The following is a 17,040-nucleotide window of genomic DNA, read 5'->3' on the forward strand; positions in this document are numbered from 1 at the left end:
ATCAGGCGGCACGGGGCATCCCATGGGCGCACCGGCCACATGCCGGCCAACCCTGACGATTGCCCCGTCCACCGCCTCCACGACCAGCGAACCCATGTCATCTTTCATCGCCACCGCTGCGGCAGCCGCCGGCCAGAACCTGATCGCCAACGATGGATTCTTCCCGGACATCGACGTCGACCAGGCTTCGGCCGCCATGCGTCAGGACGGCACCGTGACACCGGATCGCCTGCGCGCGGCGCTGATCGAGGCCGCCTTGTCGGTCAACGCCGAACTGGCTGGCTGGAAGGCAGCCCAGCAAGCCTTTGGCCATGCCTCCCTGGAGTCGGTACCCGCCGGACAGGTCGACGGCAGGTCTGCCAATCTGCACCGCTACCTGCGCGCGCTGTATTGCCAGGCCCGTGCCGGGCTGATTGAGCGATACCGCGACTACGACGCCACGGCGGCCGGCAACAAGACGGCCGAGGCGCTGCTGCAAGCGGTGGAAGACCTGCGGCGCGACGCGCGGTGGGCCATCAGCGACCTGCTGGGCATCACCCGTACCACTGTGGAGCTGATCTGATGCGCGTGCGAACCCTCCAAGGTGACACCGTCGACGCGGTCTGCCAACGCGTCTACGGGCGCACCGCCGGCGTTACCGAGGCCGTACTTGCGGCCAATCCCGGCCTGGCCGATCTCGGTCCGGTTCTACCCCACGGCACGGTCATCGACCTGCCCGACACCTCTCCACAGCCAGCCGTCCAGCGCGTGCAGCTGTGGGACTGATCCAAGGATTCGACCATGGCTGAACCCATTTCCACCGGCACCACCACCGCCATTGCCGTGACCGGCGTTGGGGCCATCACCCTGCTGCCGGGCGTGGACGCGGCGACGGTGCTGGGCGCCTTTGCCGGCGCCGCGGTATTCGCGCTCAATTCCGACGACATGTCGACAGCCAAGAAGCTCGCTTTCCTGGTGCTGTCCATCGTGGCGGGCTGCCTGGCCGCACCGTTGGCTGCTGCGCTGATCGCCAAGGCGCTGCCCACCGACGCAGAGGTGAGCCACGGCGTCGGCGCGCTGGTGGCCTCCGCGGTGATCGTCAAGCTGCTGTTGGTGCTGATCCGCGTGGCCGGCAATGGAGACCGCCTCGTCGGCTACTTCCGCGGTAACGGACAAGGAGGCAACAAGTGACGATACTCTTCTTCATCCAGGCAGCGCTGTGCGCGCTGATCGCCATGCGCCTGCTGCTCTTCCGACGCGCAGGCGCCGCTCACCGGCCTTGGGCCGCGCGTCTGGCCTATGTGCTGATCGTGCTGGCGGGCGCCGTGACCATCGGCGTGCTTTTCGGCCGCTACGAGTGGGCCATGCTCGCTCAGAACGGTATCACCGCGGTGCTGTGCCTCGCCTTGTATGCCGTGCGGGGCAACGTGGTGGAGCTGTTCCGCATGGCGGAGGCCGACGGTGGCGGCTCTTGGCTCGTTCGCTTCCTACGGAGTTCCTGCGATGACCATCCTGCGAGCCGGTGACGTTGGCGCGGATGTACGCGAGCTGCAGCGCCTGCTGCGCGAGCGTGGCGCCCAACTGGAGATGACTGGCGACTTTGACGCCGCGACACTCGCAGCCGTGCGGGCCGCGCAGGCACGATACGGCCTGGTGGTCGATGGTATCGCCGGGCCAAAAACGCTCCTGGCCCTGCAGCGCGACACGCGGCAACCGGCGCATCTGAGCGCCGCCGATCTGCAGCGTGCCGCCGACGTGCTGGAGGTGCCCCTGGCGGCATTGCGGGCGGTGAATGAGGTGGAAAGCCGCGGTTCCGGCTTCCTGGCGGATGGCCGCCCGGTGATCCTGTTCGAGCGGCACATCATGTTCCGGCAACTAAAGGTGGCTGGCCGTGACGCTGACGCGCTGGCACGCCAGTACCCGAACCTGATCAACGCCGCACGGGGCGGCTATGCAGGCGGTGCCGCGGAGCACATGCGGCTCGCCCGAGCCGCTGACATCGATGAAGCGTGCGCGCTGGCTGCGGCCAGCTGGGGACTCTTCCAGGTGATGGGCTATCACTGGGAGCGCCTGGGCTACCCCAGCGTGCAGGCGTTTTCAGCTTGCATGCGCGACAGCGAAGCCGCCCAGCTCGACGCGTTCGTCCGGTTCATCCTCGCGGATCCGGCACTGCACAAGGCGCTCAAGGCTCGCCGCTGGCCAACGTTCGCCAGCCTTTACAACGGCCCGGCATACCGCGAGAACCTCTATGACGTGAAGCTGGCACGCGCCTTCGCGCGCTATGACGCCGAAGAAAAGGAGCCGGCATGAATCGCACCCTGGCCCTCTTCCTCGCCGTCGGCGTGCTGCTGCTGGGTGTCGCCGGCACCGGCGCCTGGATGACGGATCGCTACCAGGCCGCGCAGAAGCGCGCCAGCGACGCCGAAGCAATGACGGCCAGTCTAAGGTCACAACTCGACAGCACCGAGGCCGGCGTCATCAAGGTGACCGAGTATGTCGACCGAGTGCATACGGTCTATGTCAAGGGCGACACCATCATCAAGGAGATCCCGCGCTATGTCCCTGCTCAAGCTGACGCCTCTTGCACTATTCCCATTGGCTTTGTGCGCCTGCATGACGCCGCCGCTGCCGGCACCGTGCTCGGTCCGGGTGCCGGAGATACTGATGCGGCCAGCTCGGGAATTGCACTCTCTGCCGTCTCCCGCGCCATTGCCGGCAACTACACCGTCTGCCACGCAAACGCCGAGCAACTGAACGCCCTGCAGCAGCTGCTCCGTGACCAGGGCGCGATCATCATCGGGGAGGCCCCCGCGCCATGATGAAGCCCAACAGCCTGCGCGAAGCGCTGACGGCGGCGGTGCCGGATCTGGCCCGCCATCCGGAGAAGCTCCATGTGTTCGTGGACGAAGGCCGCCTGGTGGCTACTGGCGCCAGGTCGCTATCCTTCGAGTACCGGTACACGCTGACACTGATCGTGACTGACTTCGCGGCCGGATCCGACGAAATCATGGTGCCGGTTCTGGCCTGGCTGCGCGTCAATCAGCCCGAGTTATTCTTCAGCCCGGCACAGCGAGAGGACGGTGTGAAGTTCGAGGCCGATATCCTGAACCACACCACCGTGGATCTGGCCCTGAAGCTGCCGCTGACCGAGCGCGTCACGGTGCGTGTCAACGGGACCGGATACCAGGTAGAGCACCATCCGGAACCTGTCAACGAAGACGACGATCCGTCTACGTGGCGGCCGGCAGCGCCATGAGCGACTTGCGCGCCCTGGAGGCGTGGGCAGGCGTCCTGCTGGCGAACCTGGGCGCACCAGCCCAGCGCGCGCTGGCGCGGGCCGTGGCCACGGAGATGCGCCGCCGCCAGGGTGCGCGCATCGCCGAGCAGCGCAATCCCGACGGGTCGGCCTATGAGCCGCGCAAGCCTCAGCTGCGGCTACGGCCGGGGCGCGTGCGCCGCGCGATGTTCGCGCGCCTGCGCACTACCCGCTTTCTCAAGATGGAGACGAGTCCGGACGCCGCCGTGGTGACCTTTGTCGGCCGCGCGCAGCGCATCGCCGCAGTCCACCAGTTCGGGCTGCGTGATCGGGTCAACCGGGCCGGCCTCGAGGTCACGTACCCACAGCGCGTGCTGCTCGGCTTTGACGACGCCGACGTGGACCGCATCACCGATCTCGTGCTCGCACACCTCACCGCCTGAGACTGGCTGTTGTACAGCCGGATCTCACAACACCCGCCGCGTGACCGGTTCGCGCGCGCACGGCACGCTGGCGGGCATGGACTCCACCACCGAACTCGCCCGCCTGATCGAGAATCTAATCCGCCTCGGCACCGTTGCCGAGGTTGATACGGCCACCCCGCCGCGCGTGCGCATTGCCACGGGCGGCATCACCACCGATTGGCTGCCTTGGCTTGAGCGGCGCGCTGGCGCCACCCGCACCTGGAACCCACCGACCGTAGGCGAACAGGTGGTGATGCTGTGTCCAAGCGGTGAGCCGCGCAACGGCGTCATCCTGACGGGTCTGCCGTCCGACGCACGAGATGTGCCCAGCCACAGCGCCGACGAAACCGTCACCCTCTACCCGGACGGCGCCATCACGCGCTACAACCACGTCGCCGGCGCGCTAGAGGTGTCCGATGTCAAGACCGTGCTGCTCCGGGCCGGGCAGCAGGTGGTGGTGGAGTGCCCGCAGACCACCTTCAAGGGCAAAGTCACCGTCGAAGGTCTGTTCAGCTACCAGGGCGGTATGTCCGGTGAGGATGGCAGTGGTGGCGCGGGCACGCAAATCCGCGGCAACATCACGCACACCGGCGGCAGCCTGTCGTCCAACGGCGTGGTCCTGGACAGCCACGACCACGGCGGCGTCCTGCGGGGCGGCGACTGGACGGAGCGCATCCAGTGAGCTACCGCGGCATGAACGCCGGCACCGGTCGGACGCTGACCGACCGCGAGCACATCGCGCAATCGGTGCGCGACATCCTCACCACGCCGATCGGCACGCGTGTCATGCGGCGCGACTACGGCTCCCTGCTGCCGCAGCTGGTCGACCAGCCACTGCACCGCGGCACGCTTCTGCGCGCCATGTCGGCGTCGGTCATGGCCTTGGTCCGGTGGGAACCCCGACTGCGTGTCACCCGGGTGGCATTCGAGGCCGGGGCAAATGGCGCCCTATCCATCGACATCGAGGCCGAGCGAGTGGACGGACCGCGCGCTGAGGCAACCCGCCTGCACATCCCCCTGCGCGGAGGCACCCCATGACCACCACGCCCATCGACCTGTCCCGCCTGCCTGCGCCGAACGTGGTCGAGGTGATCGACTACGAATCCCTGCTGGCCGAACGCAAGGCGCATTTCGTTTCGCTGCATCCCGTGGCCGAACGTGCGGCGGTCGAGGAAACGCTCAAGCTCGAATCCGAACCGATCGTCAAAGCGCTGCAGGAATCGGCCTATCGCGAGATGGTGCTGCGCCAGCGCGTGAACGACGCGGCGCGCGCCGTCATGCTGGCCTACGCCGAGGATGCCGACCTGGACCACCTTGGTGCGCTGTTCGGCGTCAGGCGCTTGACCCTGACCCCTGCGGATCCCGAAAACGGCATTGCCGCGGTGATGGAGAGCAACTCGGACTTCCGCAAGCGCATCCAACTGGCGCCGCAAGGCTTTTCGGTAGCAGGCCCGGCCGGCGCCTACCGCTCGCATGCGCTCGGCGCCGACGGCCGCGTTCTCGACGCACTGGCCACCAGCCCGGCGCCCTGCGAGGTGGTGGTGACGATCCTTTCGCGTGAAGGCAACGGCCAGGCGCCACAGGACTTGATCGACGCGGTGGCCGGCGTGCTGGGCGCGGATGACGTGAGGCCGCTCACTGATCTGGTCACAGTTCAATCGGCGGAGATCGTGCCCTACCGGGTACGCGCGAAAATTTACACCTTTCCCGGTCCGGATTCGGGTGTGGTGCTGACCGAGGCCAATGCACGCCTGGCAGCCTATACCGCGGAGACGCACCGCATCGGCCGTGAAGTCACGCTGTCGGGCCTGTACGCGGCCCTGCATGTGGACGGGGTCGAGCGCGTAGAGCTGCTGGAGCCCCTAGCCAACGTCAACGCGTCGCAGACCCAGGCAACCTACTGCAGCGGCACCGATGTTCAGCATGGTGGCATCTATGGCTAACCTGCTGCCCCCCAACACGACGCCGCTCGAGCGCTACCTGGCCGAGGCCAACACCCGGCTGGGCGCCGTCCCGTCTCCCCTTCGCACGTTGATGCGGCCGGACGAAGTCCCGGCGTCCGTCCTGCCCTGGCTCGCCTGGCACATGGGCGTGGACGCCTGGAAAGCCTATTGGCCCGACCAAGTCAAGCGCGCCCGTGTCAAGGCCGCGATCCCGATTGCACGCAAGAACGGCACCGCCGCAGCCGTCCGGGAGGTCGTTGCTGCCTTCGGCGCCAACATCGCTCTGCGCGAGTGGTGGCAGGAGACCCCGAAGGGCACGCCCGGCACGTTCTCGCTGGTTCTGACCATCAGCGGCCGCGACGGCCAGGCCGCGACCGCGGCATTCGTCGCTGACGTGATCGCGGAAATCGACCGTACCAAGCCAGTACGCGCGCACTACACCGTCACCCAGGGCCTGCAGGCGCAGGGTGGCCTCGCATTCGGCGGTGGGGCGCGCGCCGCCATCTACACCCGCCTCTCTCTTTCGGACGCCTGAGACATGCCAGGACTACTTTTCAAGCTCACCAGCGCTGGCCGCGCCGCCCTGGTCAACTCGGAGAACACCGGCACCGTATCGCGCCAGGTGGTGTCGGTCGGCATCGCAACCGCACCGTTTGCGCACAATGATGGCCTGACCGCGTTGCCCAACGAGCGCGCGCCGCGCTTGACCACCGTGGCGGGCGATACCGTCGCGGACGACACGATTCACGTGACCATGACGGACAACTCGGCCGACCAGTACACCATGTACGGGTTCGGCCTGTACCTGGACAACGGCGTGCTGCTCGGCACCTACGGCCAGGACACGCCCATCGTGGAGAAGTCGCCGGCGGCGATGATGCTGCTGGCGACCGATATCCTGCTGACCACGGTCGACACCGCGGCGCTGACGTTCGGCAACACATCGTTCCTCAATCCGCCCGCCACCACCACGGTAAAGGGTGTGGTCGAGCTCGCCGACAACACCGAAACGCAAATCGGCACGGACGCAACGCGGTCCGTCACGCCGGCAGGCCTCTCGTCGCGCACCGCAACCGATACGCGCACCGGCCTAGTCGAGCTGGCCACCAACAGCGAAACCCAAGCCGGCACGGACGCAACGCGGTCCGTCACGCCGGCCTGCCTCTCGTCGCGCACCGCGACCGAAACGCGCACCGGGCTCTTGGAAATTGCCACGCAGACGGAGGTAGACCAGGGAACCGATGATGCTCGCGCCGTGACCGCCAAGAAGCTGCTCGCGCGACTAAAGCTGCTGGGATTCGGCGGGGTCGGCACCGAGGGCGCCATCACCGATATGGATGACGCCAGCGTGCCCGGCGGTTTGCTCTATGTTCCCGGCGCAGCAATCAATGTCCCGCTGAACCTCGGGCCAGGTGTGGCGCTGCATCGCCCGTACGGAACCGCTGGCTTTCAGCTCTTCTCTCCCTATAGCTCCGACCGCATCGTATTTCGCCGTCGCACCAGCAATGCGTGGCAGGCTTGGAAGGAACTCGCCCTTCTCGATAGCCCAACCTTTGTCGGCACTCCGCTGGTCCCGACTGCAGCCAAGGGCACAACCACCAAGCAAGCCGCGAGCACTGAATTCGTGATGGCGGCTATCGCCGACCTGGTCGCCTCGTCTCCGGGCACCCTCGACACGCTCAAGGAGCTGGCCGAGGCGCTGGGGAACGACCCGAATTTTGCGACCACCGTCACGACGCAGCTCGGCAACAAGTTCGACAAGGCCGGCGGCGTGATCGGCCTGCAAACGTCCGGCTGGCCCGCCATCAACGCGCCGACCGCTCGAATCATCGACGGGGGGAATACGCAAGCTGCGAACGGGCCCAGTGGCGGCTTGGCTATCGAGTCATACGGGCCTGGCGTGCAGCTCATTGACCGGTCCGCAGGCGCTCGCAATGCTCGGTTGATGGCGGACGGCAGCATTCTGTCAGTGTCCTTCGACACCACTGCCGCGCCTGGCAGCTACGCATACCAGTTCCTGTTCAGCGCCGATGGATACATGGCAGTCGGCGGGCCGCTTTCGTCCGCTGCAGCCATTCGTATGGGGCTGCCGATACCTGGCGGAGCCGTTTCGCAGCATGGCATCTACAACAACGTGGAGTTCAACGAAACGGCCACGAGCACCGGAGCCACCTATTCGTCGATCCCGAGGGTCAAGGACGCCGCCTTCACGATGGCAAACCTTGTCGGCTTCTTCGCACCCACGCCAGTGGTTGGCGACAGTGCGACCGTGACAGAGTACGCCGGTCTTATGGCAAATGACGTGACGGTGCCGAACATTCTGCGCAAGATCGGCGCGCGGCTTCGCATGGGCGCAGGCCCTGACAAGTGGAACCTGTATGGGGACGGTACCGCATCGAACCACCTCGCAGGCAAGCTGCTGCTCGGCACTACTGCGGACAACGGCAATCTGCTGCAAGTCGCTGGGTCGGCCAGCATCGCTACCCGCCTATACCGCGGCCTGGACGCTGACCTTGCGGTCGGGGCAACCTCCATTGCAGGAATCCAGAATGCTGCCACCGGCAACGACAGCTACATCAACACGGCCCGGTTTTCGAACGACACGCAACCGGCCGGCATCAACATTGGCAAGTCGCGCGGCGTCACCGTAACGACCCAGGGCGCCGTCCTGTCCGGCGACCCGCTCGGCCATGTCAATTTCTGTGGCTCGGATGGCACCGCCATGAACGTCGCTGCCCAGGTCGAGGTTGTCGCGAGCGAGAACTACACGACCACGGCCCGCGGCGCGCATATGGATTTCCGCACCACCGCGCCGGGGACCACTGCGCGGGCCGTGAAGATGCGCCTTGCAGACAACGGCGAGCTGCGCATCGGCAACACCGCGACCGATGGAAGCGGCGCGAAACTGCAGGTAACCGGCTACGCGACGGCTGACACCCCGCCGGCCGGCGACAGCACGCGCAAGCTGGCGACGACCGCTTGGGTCATGTCGACTCTGCTAACCGCCTCTGTTGGGCAAATCATCATCGAGCCGCGCACCACCGCGCGCGCAGGCTGCTTGAAGCTGAACGGCGCGCTACTTAAGCGTGCGGACTACCCCGAGCTGTGGGCCTACGCTCAGGCAAGCGGCGCAATCGTGACGGATGCCGCATGGCTCGCCGGCTCCTGGGGATGCTTCTCCCACGGCGATGGCAACACGACGTTCCGCATCCCTGAGTATCGCGGCGAATACCTGCGGTTTTGGGACGACGCACGCGGCGCGGACGCTGGCCGGGGCATCGGTGTGTTCCAGGACAGCCAGAACAAGACGCACGCGCACGCCGCGTCCGCTACACCAGTCGGCGACCACAACCACGGTGCCTGGACCGATGCGCAAGGCTGGCACGGTCACGGCGTCAACGATCCCGGCCATGCCCACAGCTTCCAGACCTGGACCGGCGGAGGGGCCACCGGCGCGGGACGCGTCTCTGGTTCTTACGTAACGAACGCCGACGCGTGGGCCGGTACATCCGCCTCATATACCGGCATCTCGATCGCCGGCGATGGCTCGCACGCACACAACGTAGGGATCGGCTACGCCGGCAATCACAGCCACACCATCACGGTCAATGCAGACGGCGGCGCAGAAGTTCGGGTTCGCAATATCTCCGCGCTCGCCATGATCCGTGCCTTCTAAGGAGATTTCCGCAAATGATGATCCACCACTACGACAGCCATACCGGCCAGTACATCAGCAGCGCGCTCGCCGACCCGGACCCGCGCAACCCCACCGCCTGGCTGCAGCCGGCCTTTACCACGCTCGTACCGCTGCCGGAGCGCAATCGCTACGAATGGCCATTTTTCCACGATGGCGCATGGGTCATGCTGCCGGATTACCGGGGGGTCATTCTGTACCGCACTGAAAGCGGCGAGCCGGCCGAGCTGGGCGTCCCAGGCGTTACGCCCCAGGAGGCGGGCCTTACTCCGGATCCGCGGCCGTCCGAGCTGCACCGCTGGACCGCCGAAGGCTGGGCGCTCGACGCTGCCCTCGTCGCCGAGCGCACCCGTGCTTCCGCGATGGCCGAGTTCGACCGCCTGATGGCGATCGCCAGGGAAGCAAACGCTGGCAAGGCAGACGCCTACGCGGCGGGCTTGCTGGACGCCGTAGGGACCGCCCTGTTCAAAGCGTGGTCCGCCTATCAGCTGGACCTGGTGCGCGTGGTCAATTCGACTGACTTCCCCGTCGTGGCCGACTGGCCCGAGGCGCCGAACGTCGAAGCCATCACGGCAGCCATTGAGGCAGAGGAAGCGGCAAAGGCTGCAGCCCGCGCCGAGTATGACGCCCTTCTGGCCCTGGCAAACGAAGCGACGGCAGGCAAAGCGGAGCCCTACGCGGCAGGGCAACTCGACGCCGTGCAGAAGGCGATCTACGAGGCCTGGGTGTCCTTCCTGCTGCAGCTGCAGCACGTCGCGTTGGCGCCGACATTCCCCCTCGGTGTCACGTGGCCCACGCAACCAGATGAGGCAGCCATCGAGGCAGGGGTTCATGCCAAGGACGGTGCGGCCAGTGCCGACGAGGGCTCGTAACCACTGACCGCCGGGGCGCCAAGGCGTAGCGCCCTCAACTATTCGTTGTGCGGCTTCTGCCTACAACAGGAACCGCACGACAACCTCGCGCGTGCGCAGCATCCTGCCGGGACGATGCTTTCCATCGTCTGCCAATCTCCCGGAGGACTGCATGGCAACCGACTACCACCACGGCGTACGCGTCATCGAGGTCAACGATGGCACCCGCCCAATCCGCACTATCGCCACGGCCATTCCGGGCCTGGTGACCGTCGCCGAGGACGCCGATGCCACGGCGTTCCCCCTCGACACCCCCGTATTGCTGACGAACCCGCAGGCAGCCATCGGCAAGGCCGGCACCAAAGGCACGCTGCGCGCGAGCCTCGAGGCCATCACCGACCAGGCCAACCCGATGACGGTGGTCGTTCGTGTCGCCGAGGGCGCCACCGAAGCAGAGACCACCAGCAACCTGATCGGTACCACCAACGCCGCCGGCCGCTACACCGGCATGAAGGCCCTGCTGGCGGCGAAGACGCGTTTCGGCGTGACGCCGCGCATTCTGGCCGTGCCTGGGCTCGATAAGCTGGAGGTCGCCACGGCGCTCGCTTCGATCTGCCAGAAGCTGCGGGCCTTCGGCTATGTCAGCGCGCATGGCTGCGCCACCAAGGAAGAGGCGGTGGCCTACCGCGAGAACTTCGGCCAGCGCGAGCTGATGCTGCTGTGGCCAGACTTCGTGGGCTGGGACACAGCCAACAACGCCGAGCGCAACCTGTGGGCAACCGCCCGGGCGCTGGGCTTGCGCGCAAAGCTGGACGAGACGGTCGGGTGGCACAAGACAATCTCCAACGTCCCGGTCAACGGCGTCACCGGCGTCTCGAAGGACATCTACTGGGATCTGCAGGATCCGGCGACCGATGCCGGCTACCTCAACAGCAACGAGGTCACCACGCTGATCAATTTCGAGGGCTTCCGCTTCTGGGGCTCGCGCACCTGCAGTTCCGAGCCGCTGTTCGCCTTCGAGAGCGCCACCCGCACCGCGCAGATCCTGGCAGACACCATGGCCGATGCCCACGCCTGGGCCATCGACCTGCCGCTCACGGCTTCGCTGGCCCGCGACATCGTCGAGGGCCTCAATGCAAAGTTCCGCGAGTGGACGCGTCTTGGCTACCTGATGGGCGGCACCGCTTGGCTGGATGGCGGCATCAACACCAAGGACACGCTCAAGGACGGCAAGCTGTGGATCGACTACGACTACACGCCGGTCCCGCCGCTGGAAAACCTGCAGCTGCGCCAGCGCATCACCGACCGCTACCTGATGGACTTCGCCGCGTCGGTGAACGGCTGATAGCGGGCATTCAAGAGAGGAAACCACCATGGCAATGCCACGCAAACTCAAGAACTTCAACGTCTTCGCCGACGGCGTGAGCCACGTCGGCGAATGCGAGGAGATCATCCTGCCGAAGCTGACGCGCAAGCTCGAGGAATACCGCGCGGGGGGCATGAACGGCCCCATCGACCTGGACTTCGGTAACGAGAAGCTGGAGCTGGAAACCACCTACGGCAGCATCATGCGCGAGATCCTGAAGCAGTACGGGGTGACGCGAGCCTCTGCCGCGATGGTGCGCTTCGCCGGCGCCTACCAGCGCGACGACACGGGCGACATGGACGCGGTCGAAGTCGTCGTGCGCGGTCGCCACACCGAGCTTGACTTCGGCACCGGCAAGGTCGGTGACAGCAGCCAGTTCAAGGTCAAGTCGTCGCTCGCCTACTACAAGCTGACGATCAACGGCGAAGTATGGGTCGAGATCGACCACGAGAACTTCATCGAGGTCGTGTTCGGCGTAGACCGTCTGGCCGAGCAGCGCCGCGCGATGGGCCTGTAACGCCAGCCTGCTGACAGTCCGCTGGCCCGCTCTGGGCCAACTAGCCAACCTTTTCGAGAGCCATCATGAACGAAGTGAAATCCGAAACCATCACCCTGGATACCCCGATCAGCCGCGGCAAGGAACTCATCACCGCCATCACCGTGCGCAAGCCTGCTGCAGGCGAGCTGCGCGGCTGCAGCCTGGTCGACCTGATGCGCATGGAGGTCACCGCGCTGCACACGGTGCTGCCCCGCATCACCACGCCGACCCTGACCGCCCATGACGTGAGCCAGCTGGATCCGGCGGACATGACGCAGCTGGCCACGGCGGTGAGCGGTTTTTTGCTGCCGAAGGCGGCGAAGGCCGAGGCCTACCCGCCCGAGTCGAAGACGCCATCGCCGACGTTGCAGTGATTTTTCATTGGCCGCCTGACCGTCTGTTTGAGATGGGGGTGGCCGAACTGATGGAGTGGCGCGAGCGCGCCAGGCAACGAAGCGGATCCGACGAATGAGCGTGCCACGCAACCTGAGACTGGAGGTCGTCCTGCAGGCGGTGGACCGCCTCACCCGACCTTTCCGCAATGCCATGGGCAGCAGCACCGAGCTGGCCCGCACGGTGCGCGCCGCGCGCGACCAGCTGAAGGAGCTGAACCGGACCCAGGCCAACATCGACAGCTTCCGCAAGCTGTCCAAGGACGCTGCGATCGCGGGCAACCAGCTGCGTGCCGCGCAGGCCCACGTCAAAGCGCTGGCACAGGAAATGGACAGCGCGGAGCGGCCCTCGGCCGCCATGACGCGCAACTTCAACGCGGCGGTCCGCGAAGCCCAGATGCTCAAGCAGCGTGGCGTCGAGCTGCAGCAGAGCCTGGAAGGGGTGCGCGGCCGGCTGCAGGCTGCCGGCATCAGCACCACCTCGCTGCGGCAGGCCCAGGGCGACCTGCGCAGCCAGATCGCCCTGGCCACCCAGGCGCTGACGCAGCAGGAGGCGCGGCTGAAGGCAGTCGGGGAGCACCAGCGCCGTCTGGCCGCCGCCCAAGCGGGCTATGTGAAGGGAATGGCTACCCGCAATGCCATGCTGGGTGCCGGCGTTTCGGTGTCCGCGGCAGGCGGCGTGGCCCTGACGCCAATCGCCAAGGCGGTGAAGGACTATGTGTCCTTCGAGGACGCCATGCTTGGCATTGCCCGGCAGGTCCAGGGCGCGCGTGACGAAGGTGGCAACCTGACCGCCGTGTACTACGACATGGCCAGGCAGATCAAGCTGTTGGGCGAGGAGCTGCCCATTCCCACCACGGCCATCGCCGAGATGGTAACCGCCGGAGCGCGCATGGAAGTGCCTCGCGAGGAGCTGGTCGCCTACACCCGAACCGTCGCCATGATGGCCACCGCCTTCGACGCGGTGCCGGACGAGATTGCCGAGAGCATGGGCAAGGTGGCGAAGAACTTCCGCATCCCGATCAACCAGGTCCAGGCGCTCGCCGATTCGATCAACTACCTGGACGACAACGCCATCAGCAAGGGCGGGGACATCATCGATGTGCTGAATCGGATCTCCGGCGTCGTGTCGACGGTCAAGATGTCCTCGTCGGACGCCGCCGCGCTGGCCTCGACGCTGTTGACGCTGGGCGAGCGCCCGGAGACCGCCGCCACCGCCGTCAACGCCATTGTCCAGAAGTTCGCCGCGGCCGAGAAGGGCACCAAGAAGTTCCAGGCGGCGATGAAGGAAATCGGGCTGTCCAGCGCCGCCGTTCAGCAGGGCATGGCCACCGATGCCACCGGCACCCTCTTCCAGGTGATCCAGGCGGTGCAGAAGTTGCCAAAGGACAAGCGCATCGGCGTGATGGTGGAGCTGGTCGGCATGGAGCATTCCGACACGCTGGCCAAGCTGGTCGACAAGCCGGACGAGTTTCGCCGCCAGCTGGAGCTGGCCAACGGCCGCGGCGCCGAAGCATCCATGTCGCGCGAGTTCGCCGCGCGCCAGGAGACCATCTCAGCCCGCTGGCAGCGGCTGCAGAACCAGCTGTTCAACGGCAGCAGCGCTGCCGGAGAGGCGATGCGCTCGACCATAGTCGGGCTGATGGACACCGTGGGAGAGCTGGTCAGCCGCTTCAACGCCTTCGCCCAGGCAAATCCGACGCTGGTCGGGTGGTTGATGAAGGGCGCCGCGGCGGCAGGCGTGCTGCTGGCCGCCATGGGCGCACTGACGCTCGCGATGGCTGCGACATTGGGGCCGCTGGTGATGACGCGCTATGGGCTGCAGATGCTGGGTATTCGGCTCTCCACGCTGGTGCCATCGCTTGCGCGCGCCTCGGCGGCCTCCTCCCTGCTGGCGCGTGGCGCACAGGTGCTGGGAAGCGTTGGCGGCCGGCTGGCGCCGGTGTTTAGCGCCGCCACCAGCGCGGCCGGCCGCTTCGGCGCACTGCTGGCCGGCGCAACGAGCCGGGCCGGGGCACTCTTCAACGTCCTGCGAGGGCTGGCACTCCTGCCGTTTGCCTGGCCGATTCTGGCCACAGTGGCGGCATTGGCCGCGGGCGCCGCGCTGGTCTACAGGTATTGGGCACCCATTCGCGCCTTCTTCACCGGCCTGGGCAGCGGCATCGCCAGCGCCTTGGGCCCGACGGCCGCCGGCTTCGCTGACGCTTTCATGCGCTCGGTGGCGGCGGCGTGGCGGCTGGTGACCGCCATTGGAAGCGTGGTCATGGCCATTCCGGGCGTCAGCGCTGCGTTCGGCCTGGTGCGGCAGGTCGTTGGGCCGCTGCTCTCCAACCTGTGGGGCTGGCTGACGCGCCTCATCGCGCCGGTGCAAGACATTGGCGGCGCCGCACAGTCCATGGGACAAAAGATCGGCCAGGCCATCGGCACGGTGCTCGGCATGCCGCTGCGTCTGGCGACGGCCTTCTATGACGCCGGGGCGCAGGTCATGGCTGGCTTTGCCAATGGCATCACCAGCGGGCTCGCCCGCGTGCGCGACGCCGTATCCAGCGCAGCCGGCGCGGCGGTGACCTGGTTCAAGAAGAAGCTGGGGATCCACTCCCCCAGCCGCGTCTTCGCCGAGCTGGGCGGCTTCACCATGGCGGGGCTCGAGCGCGGGATCAACCAAGGCCAAGGCGGGCCCATGAGCGCCATTGCCCGGATCACACAGGCACTGGCCAGCGTTGGCGCTGGCGTGGCGGTGGGGACCACCCCCGCGGTGGCCGCCGTGAAGTTCGATACGCGGCCGCCCGTGTCGGCGATGGCGGGCACCGCGGCGCCGGCCCCGGTGCAGCAGGCCGCGCCCATCACCATCAATGTCTACGCGGCACCGGGCATGGACGAACGGGAGATTGCGCGCCTGGTGGACGAGAAGCTGCGGCAGGCCGAGACTCAGCGCGCCGCCCGCGACCGCTCCCGACTTACCGACAGGGATTGACACCATGATGATGGCCCTCGGGCAATTCGTGTTCAGCCTGGACACCGCGCCCTACCAGGACTTCCAGCAGCAGATCGGGTGGCGGCATCCGGCAAACAGCCGCACCGGCCGCCGGCCGGCCCGCCAGTTCCTCGGTCCGGACGACGAGACGATCACCCTTGCCGGCGTGCTGGCGCCGGAACTGACAGGCGGCGACGACTCGATCGATGACCTGCGCAAGCTTGGCGACAGCGGCGAGGCCCACGTGCTCATCGAGGGCACCGGGCGGTACTACGGCCTTTTCGTGGTGGAGACCATGCAGGTCACGCGTACCTACTTCTTCCAGGACGGCAAGGCCCGACGCATCGAGTTCACCCTCAAGCTGACCCGGGTGGACGACGAGGCCGAAGCGCTGATCGGCAGCGGCCTGGGCGAGGAGGCGGAATGATGTTCTCAGCCGTCCGAGCCGAGCCGCGCACAGCCACCGGTCGGGAGCCGCGCCCGGTCTACCAGCTGGTCCACAACGGGACGAACATCACCTCTCGCTTCCAGGGGCGGCTGATGTCCCTCACCCTGGCGGACAACCGCGGCTTCGAGGCTGACCAGCTCGACATCGAGCTGGACGACCACGACGGCATGCTGGACCTGCCCGAGAAGGGTGTGCGGCTGGCGCTCGCGCTTGGCTGGAGCGACGCGGGGGTGGTCGACAAGGGCATCTTCAAGGTGGACGAGATCGAGCACAGCGGCCCGCCCGACCGGCTCACCATTCGCGCGCGCAGCGCCGACCTGGGCAGCGACCTGACGACGCGCAAGGAGCGCAGCTTTCGCGACAAGACCATCGGCGCCCTGGTGCGCGCCATCGCCAGCCGCAACCAGCTCGCGGCAGTGGTGGCGCAGCAGCTGGCCGACCAAGTCATCGAGCACCTGGATCAGACTGGCGAGTCGGATGCCAATCTGCTGTCCCGGCTGGCGAAGGACTACGACGCGATCGCGACGGTGAAGCAGGGAAAGCTGCTCTTCATAAAGGCCGGCGAGGCATTGAGCGCGTCCGGTATTGCCCTGCCGATGGTCACCATCACGCGATCGTCCGGGGACACCCATTCGTTTGGCATTGCCGACCGTGACAACTACAACGGCGTCAAGGCGTTCTACCAGGACACACGCGGCGCGAAGAAGGGTGAGGTGGTCATCGACGCGTCGAATGCCGCAGCGGTCAGTGAGAAGCCGGCCAAAGGCAAAAGGGAGCAGTCCGTTGCTACGGCGCCCAACCCGGACAACGTGAAGGTGCTGCGGCATACCTACGCCTCGAAAGCCAACGCAGAACGGGCGGCGCGAGCGGAATGGGAGCGGATTCAGCGGGGCATGGCGACCTTCACGGTCACGCTCGCCCGCGGGCGGCCGGATCTGTTTCCCGAGCTGCCCGCTGCCGTGCGCGGTTGGAAGCCGCAGATTGATAACACCAGATGGGTCATCACCAAGGTCACGCATCAGCTCACAGACCGGGGATACACGACTGCGTTGGAATTGGAAATCAAGCCGTCGTCGCTCGCCGAGGCAGATCAGGGATAGAGGGAACGCCGCCTCGTTCGAGGTGAGCCGAATAA

Annotated in this window: 21 protein-coding genes; all 21 read left to right on the top strand. The window is 66.8% G+C overall.

The window, feature by feature from the left end:
- Positions 1-94 precede the first annotated feature (94 nt).
- The 21 genes from AC3FMM_RS02950 to AC3FMM_RS03050 all read left to right on the top strand — a co-directional run bounded on the left by AC3FMM_RS02950 (position 95) and on the right by AC3FMM_RS03050 (position 17,005).
- Positions 95-562 carry a head completion/stabilization protein gene (locus AC3FMM_RS02950; protein WP_373379616.1) on the top strand — a complete coding sequence of 156 codons (468 nt, stop codon included), beginning with the start codon at positions 95-97 and terminating at the stop codon, positions 560-562.
- Positions 562-765, top strand: a complete 204-nt coding sequence (locus AC3FMM_RS02955) for a tail protein X (protein ID WP_174078761.1) — start codon at positions 562-564, stop codon at positions 763-765. The genes AC3FMM_RS02950 and AC3FMM_RS02955 overlap by 1 nt, the downstream gene beginning before the upstream one ends.
- Before the next feature lie 15 nt (positions 766-780).
- Positions 781-1,170, top strand: a complete 390-nt coding sequence (locus AC3FMM_RS02960) for a putative holin (RefSeq protein WP_326347414.1) — start codon at positions 781-783, stop codon at positions 1,168-1,170.
- A complete protein-coding gene (locus AC3FMM_RS02965) occupies positions 1,167-1,505 on the top strand; it encodes a phage holin family protein (protein WP_373379615.1) in 339 nt (112 codons plus the stop codon). Before AC3FMM_RS02960 ends, AC3FMM_RS02965 begins: the two co-directional genes overlap by 4 nt.
- Positions 1,483-2,289 carry an N-acetylmuramidase domain-containing protein gene (locus AC3FMM_RS02970; protein WP_373379614.1) on the top strand — a complete coding sequence of 269 codons (807 nt, stop codon included), beginning with the start codon at positions 1,483-1,485 and terminating at the stop codon, positions 2,287-2,289. The genes AC3FMM_RS02965 and AC3FMM_RS02970 overlap by 23 nt, the downstream gene beginning before the upstream one ends.
- On the top strand, positions 2,286-2,798 hold the full coding sequence (locus AC3FMM_RS02975) for a hypothetical protein (protein ID WP_373379613.1): 513 nt from the start codon (positions 2,286-2,288) through the stop codon (positions 2,796-2,798). The genes AC3FMM_RS02970 and AC3FMM_RS02975 overlap by 4 nt, the downstream gene beginning before the upstream one ends.
- Positions 2,795-3,235 carry a phage tail protein gene (locus AC3FMM_RS02980; RefSeq protein ID WP_373379612.1) on the top strand — a complete coding sequence of 147 codons (441 nt, stop codon included), beginning with the start codon at positions 2,795-2,797 and terminating at the stop codon, positions 3,233-3,235. The genes AC3FMM_RS02975 and AC3FMM_RS02980 overlap by 4 nt, the downstream gene beginning before the upstream one ends.
- Positions 3,232-3,678 carry a phage virion morphogenesis protein gene (locus tag AC3FMM_RS02985; RefSeq protein ID WP_373379611.1) on the top strand — a complete coding sequence of 149 codons (447 nt, stop codon included), beginning with the start codon at positions 3,232-3,234 and terminating at the stop codon, positions 3,676-3,678. The genes AC3FMM_RS02980 and AC3FMM_RS02985 overlap by 4 nt, the downstream gene beginning before the upstream one ends.
- 76 nt (positions 3,679-3,754) lie before the next feature.
- Positions 3,755-4,381, top strand: a complete 627-nt coding sequence (locus AC3FMM_RS02990) for a phage baseplate assembly protein V (protein WP_488686105.1) — start codon at positions 3,755-3,757, stop codon at positions 4,379-4,381.
- A gap of 11 nt (positions 4,382-4,392) precedes the next feature.
- Positions 4,393-4,737, top strand: coding sequence for a GPW/gp25 family protein (locus AC3FMM_RS02995; RefSeq protein ID WP_373379609.1), 345 nt, complete (start codon positions 4,393-4,395; stop codon positions 4,735-4,737).
- The gene (locus AC3FMM_RS03000; protein ID WP_373379608.1) at positions 4,734-5,642 is read left to right on the top strand and encodes a baseplate J/gp47 family protein; all 909 of its coding nucleotides are present in this window, start codon (positions 4,734-4,736) and stop codon (positions 5,640-5,642) included. Before AC3FMM_RS02995 ends, AC3FMM_RS03000 begins: the two co-directional genes overlap by 4 nt.
- Positions 5,635-6,177, top strand: a complete 543-nt coding sequence (locus AC3FMM_RS03005) for a phage tail protein I (protein WP_373379607.1) — start codon at positions 5,635-5,637, stop codon at positions 6,175-6,177. Before AC3FMM_RS03000 ends, AC3FMM_RS03005 begins: the two co-directional genes overlap by 8 nt.
- Positions 6,178-6,180: 3 nt before the next feature.
- Complete coding sequence (locus AC3FMM_RS03010) at positions 6,181-9,318, top strand: hypothetical protein (RefSeq protein ID WP_488686106.1); 3,138 nt, start codon at positions 6,181-6,183, stop codon at positions 9,316-9,318.
- Between the two features lie 14 nt (positions 9,319-9,332).
- Positions 9,333-10,208, top strand: a complete 876-nt coding sequence (locus AC3FMM_RS03015; protein ID WP_373379605.1) for a tail fiber assembly protein — start codon at positions 9,333-9,335, stop codon at positions 10,206-10,208.
- Between the two features lie 151 nt (positions 10,209-10,359).
- Complete coding sequence (locus tag AC3FMM_RS03020; protein WP_326347401.1) at positions 10,360-11,532, top strand: phage tail sheath protein; 1,173 nt, start codon at positions 10,360-10,362, stop codon at positions 11,530-11,532.
- A 28-nt stretch (positions 11,533-11,560) separates the two neighbouring features.
- The gene (locus AC3FMM_RS03025) at positions 11,561-12,070 is read left to right on the top strand and encodes a phage major tail tube protein (RefSeq protein ID WP_373379604.1); all 510 of its coding nucleotides are present in this window, start codon (positions 11,561-11,563) and stop codon (positions 12,068-12,070) included.
- A gap of 65 nt (positions 12,071-12,135) precedes the next feature.
- Positions 12,136-12,465 (top strand): phage tail assembly protein, encoded by a 330-nt coding sequence (locus AC3FMM_RS03030; RefSeq protein ID WP_373379603.1) that lies wholly within the window; start codon positions 12,136-12,138, stop codon positions 12,463-12,465.
- A 32-nt stretch (positions 12,466-12,497) separates the two neighbouring features.
- Positions 12,498-12,563: a GpE family phage tail protein gene (locus tag AC3FMM_RS03035; protein ID WP_373380265.1), complete on the top strand. Its 66-nt coding sequence runs from the start codon at positions 12,498-12,500 to the stop codon at positions 12,561-12,563.
- Complete coding sequence (locus AC3FMM_RS03040; RefSeq protein ID WP_488686107.1) at positions 12,560-15,457, top strand: phage tail tape measure protein; 2,898 nt, start codon at positions 12,560-12,562, stop codon at positions 15,455-15,457. The genes AC3FMM_RS03035 and AC3FMM_RS03040 overlap by 4 nt, the downstream gene beginning before the upstream one ends.
- Before the next feature lie 4 nt (positions 15,458-15,461).
- Positions 15,462-15,884: a phage tail protein gene (locus tag AC3FMM_RS03045; protein ID WP_326347399.1), complete on the top strand. Its 423-nt coding sequence runs from the start codon at positions 15,462-15,464 to the stop codon at positions 15,882-15,884.
- The gene (locus AC3FMM_RS03050; RefSeq protein ID WP_373379601.1) at positions 15,881-17,005 is read left to right on the top strand and encodes a phage late control D family protein; all 1,125 of its coding nucleotides are present in this window, start codon (positions 15,881-15,883) and stop codon (positions 17,003-17,005) included. Before AC3FMM_RS03045 ends, AC3FMM_RS03050 begins: the two co-directional genes overlap by 4 nt.
- Positions 17,006-17,040 lie beyond the last annotated feature (35 nt).

The sequence above is a fragment of the Cupriavidus sp. 207A1 genome (assembly GCF_057798955.1).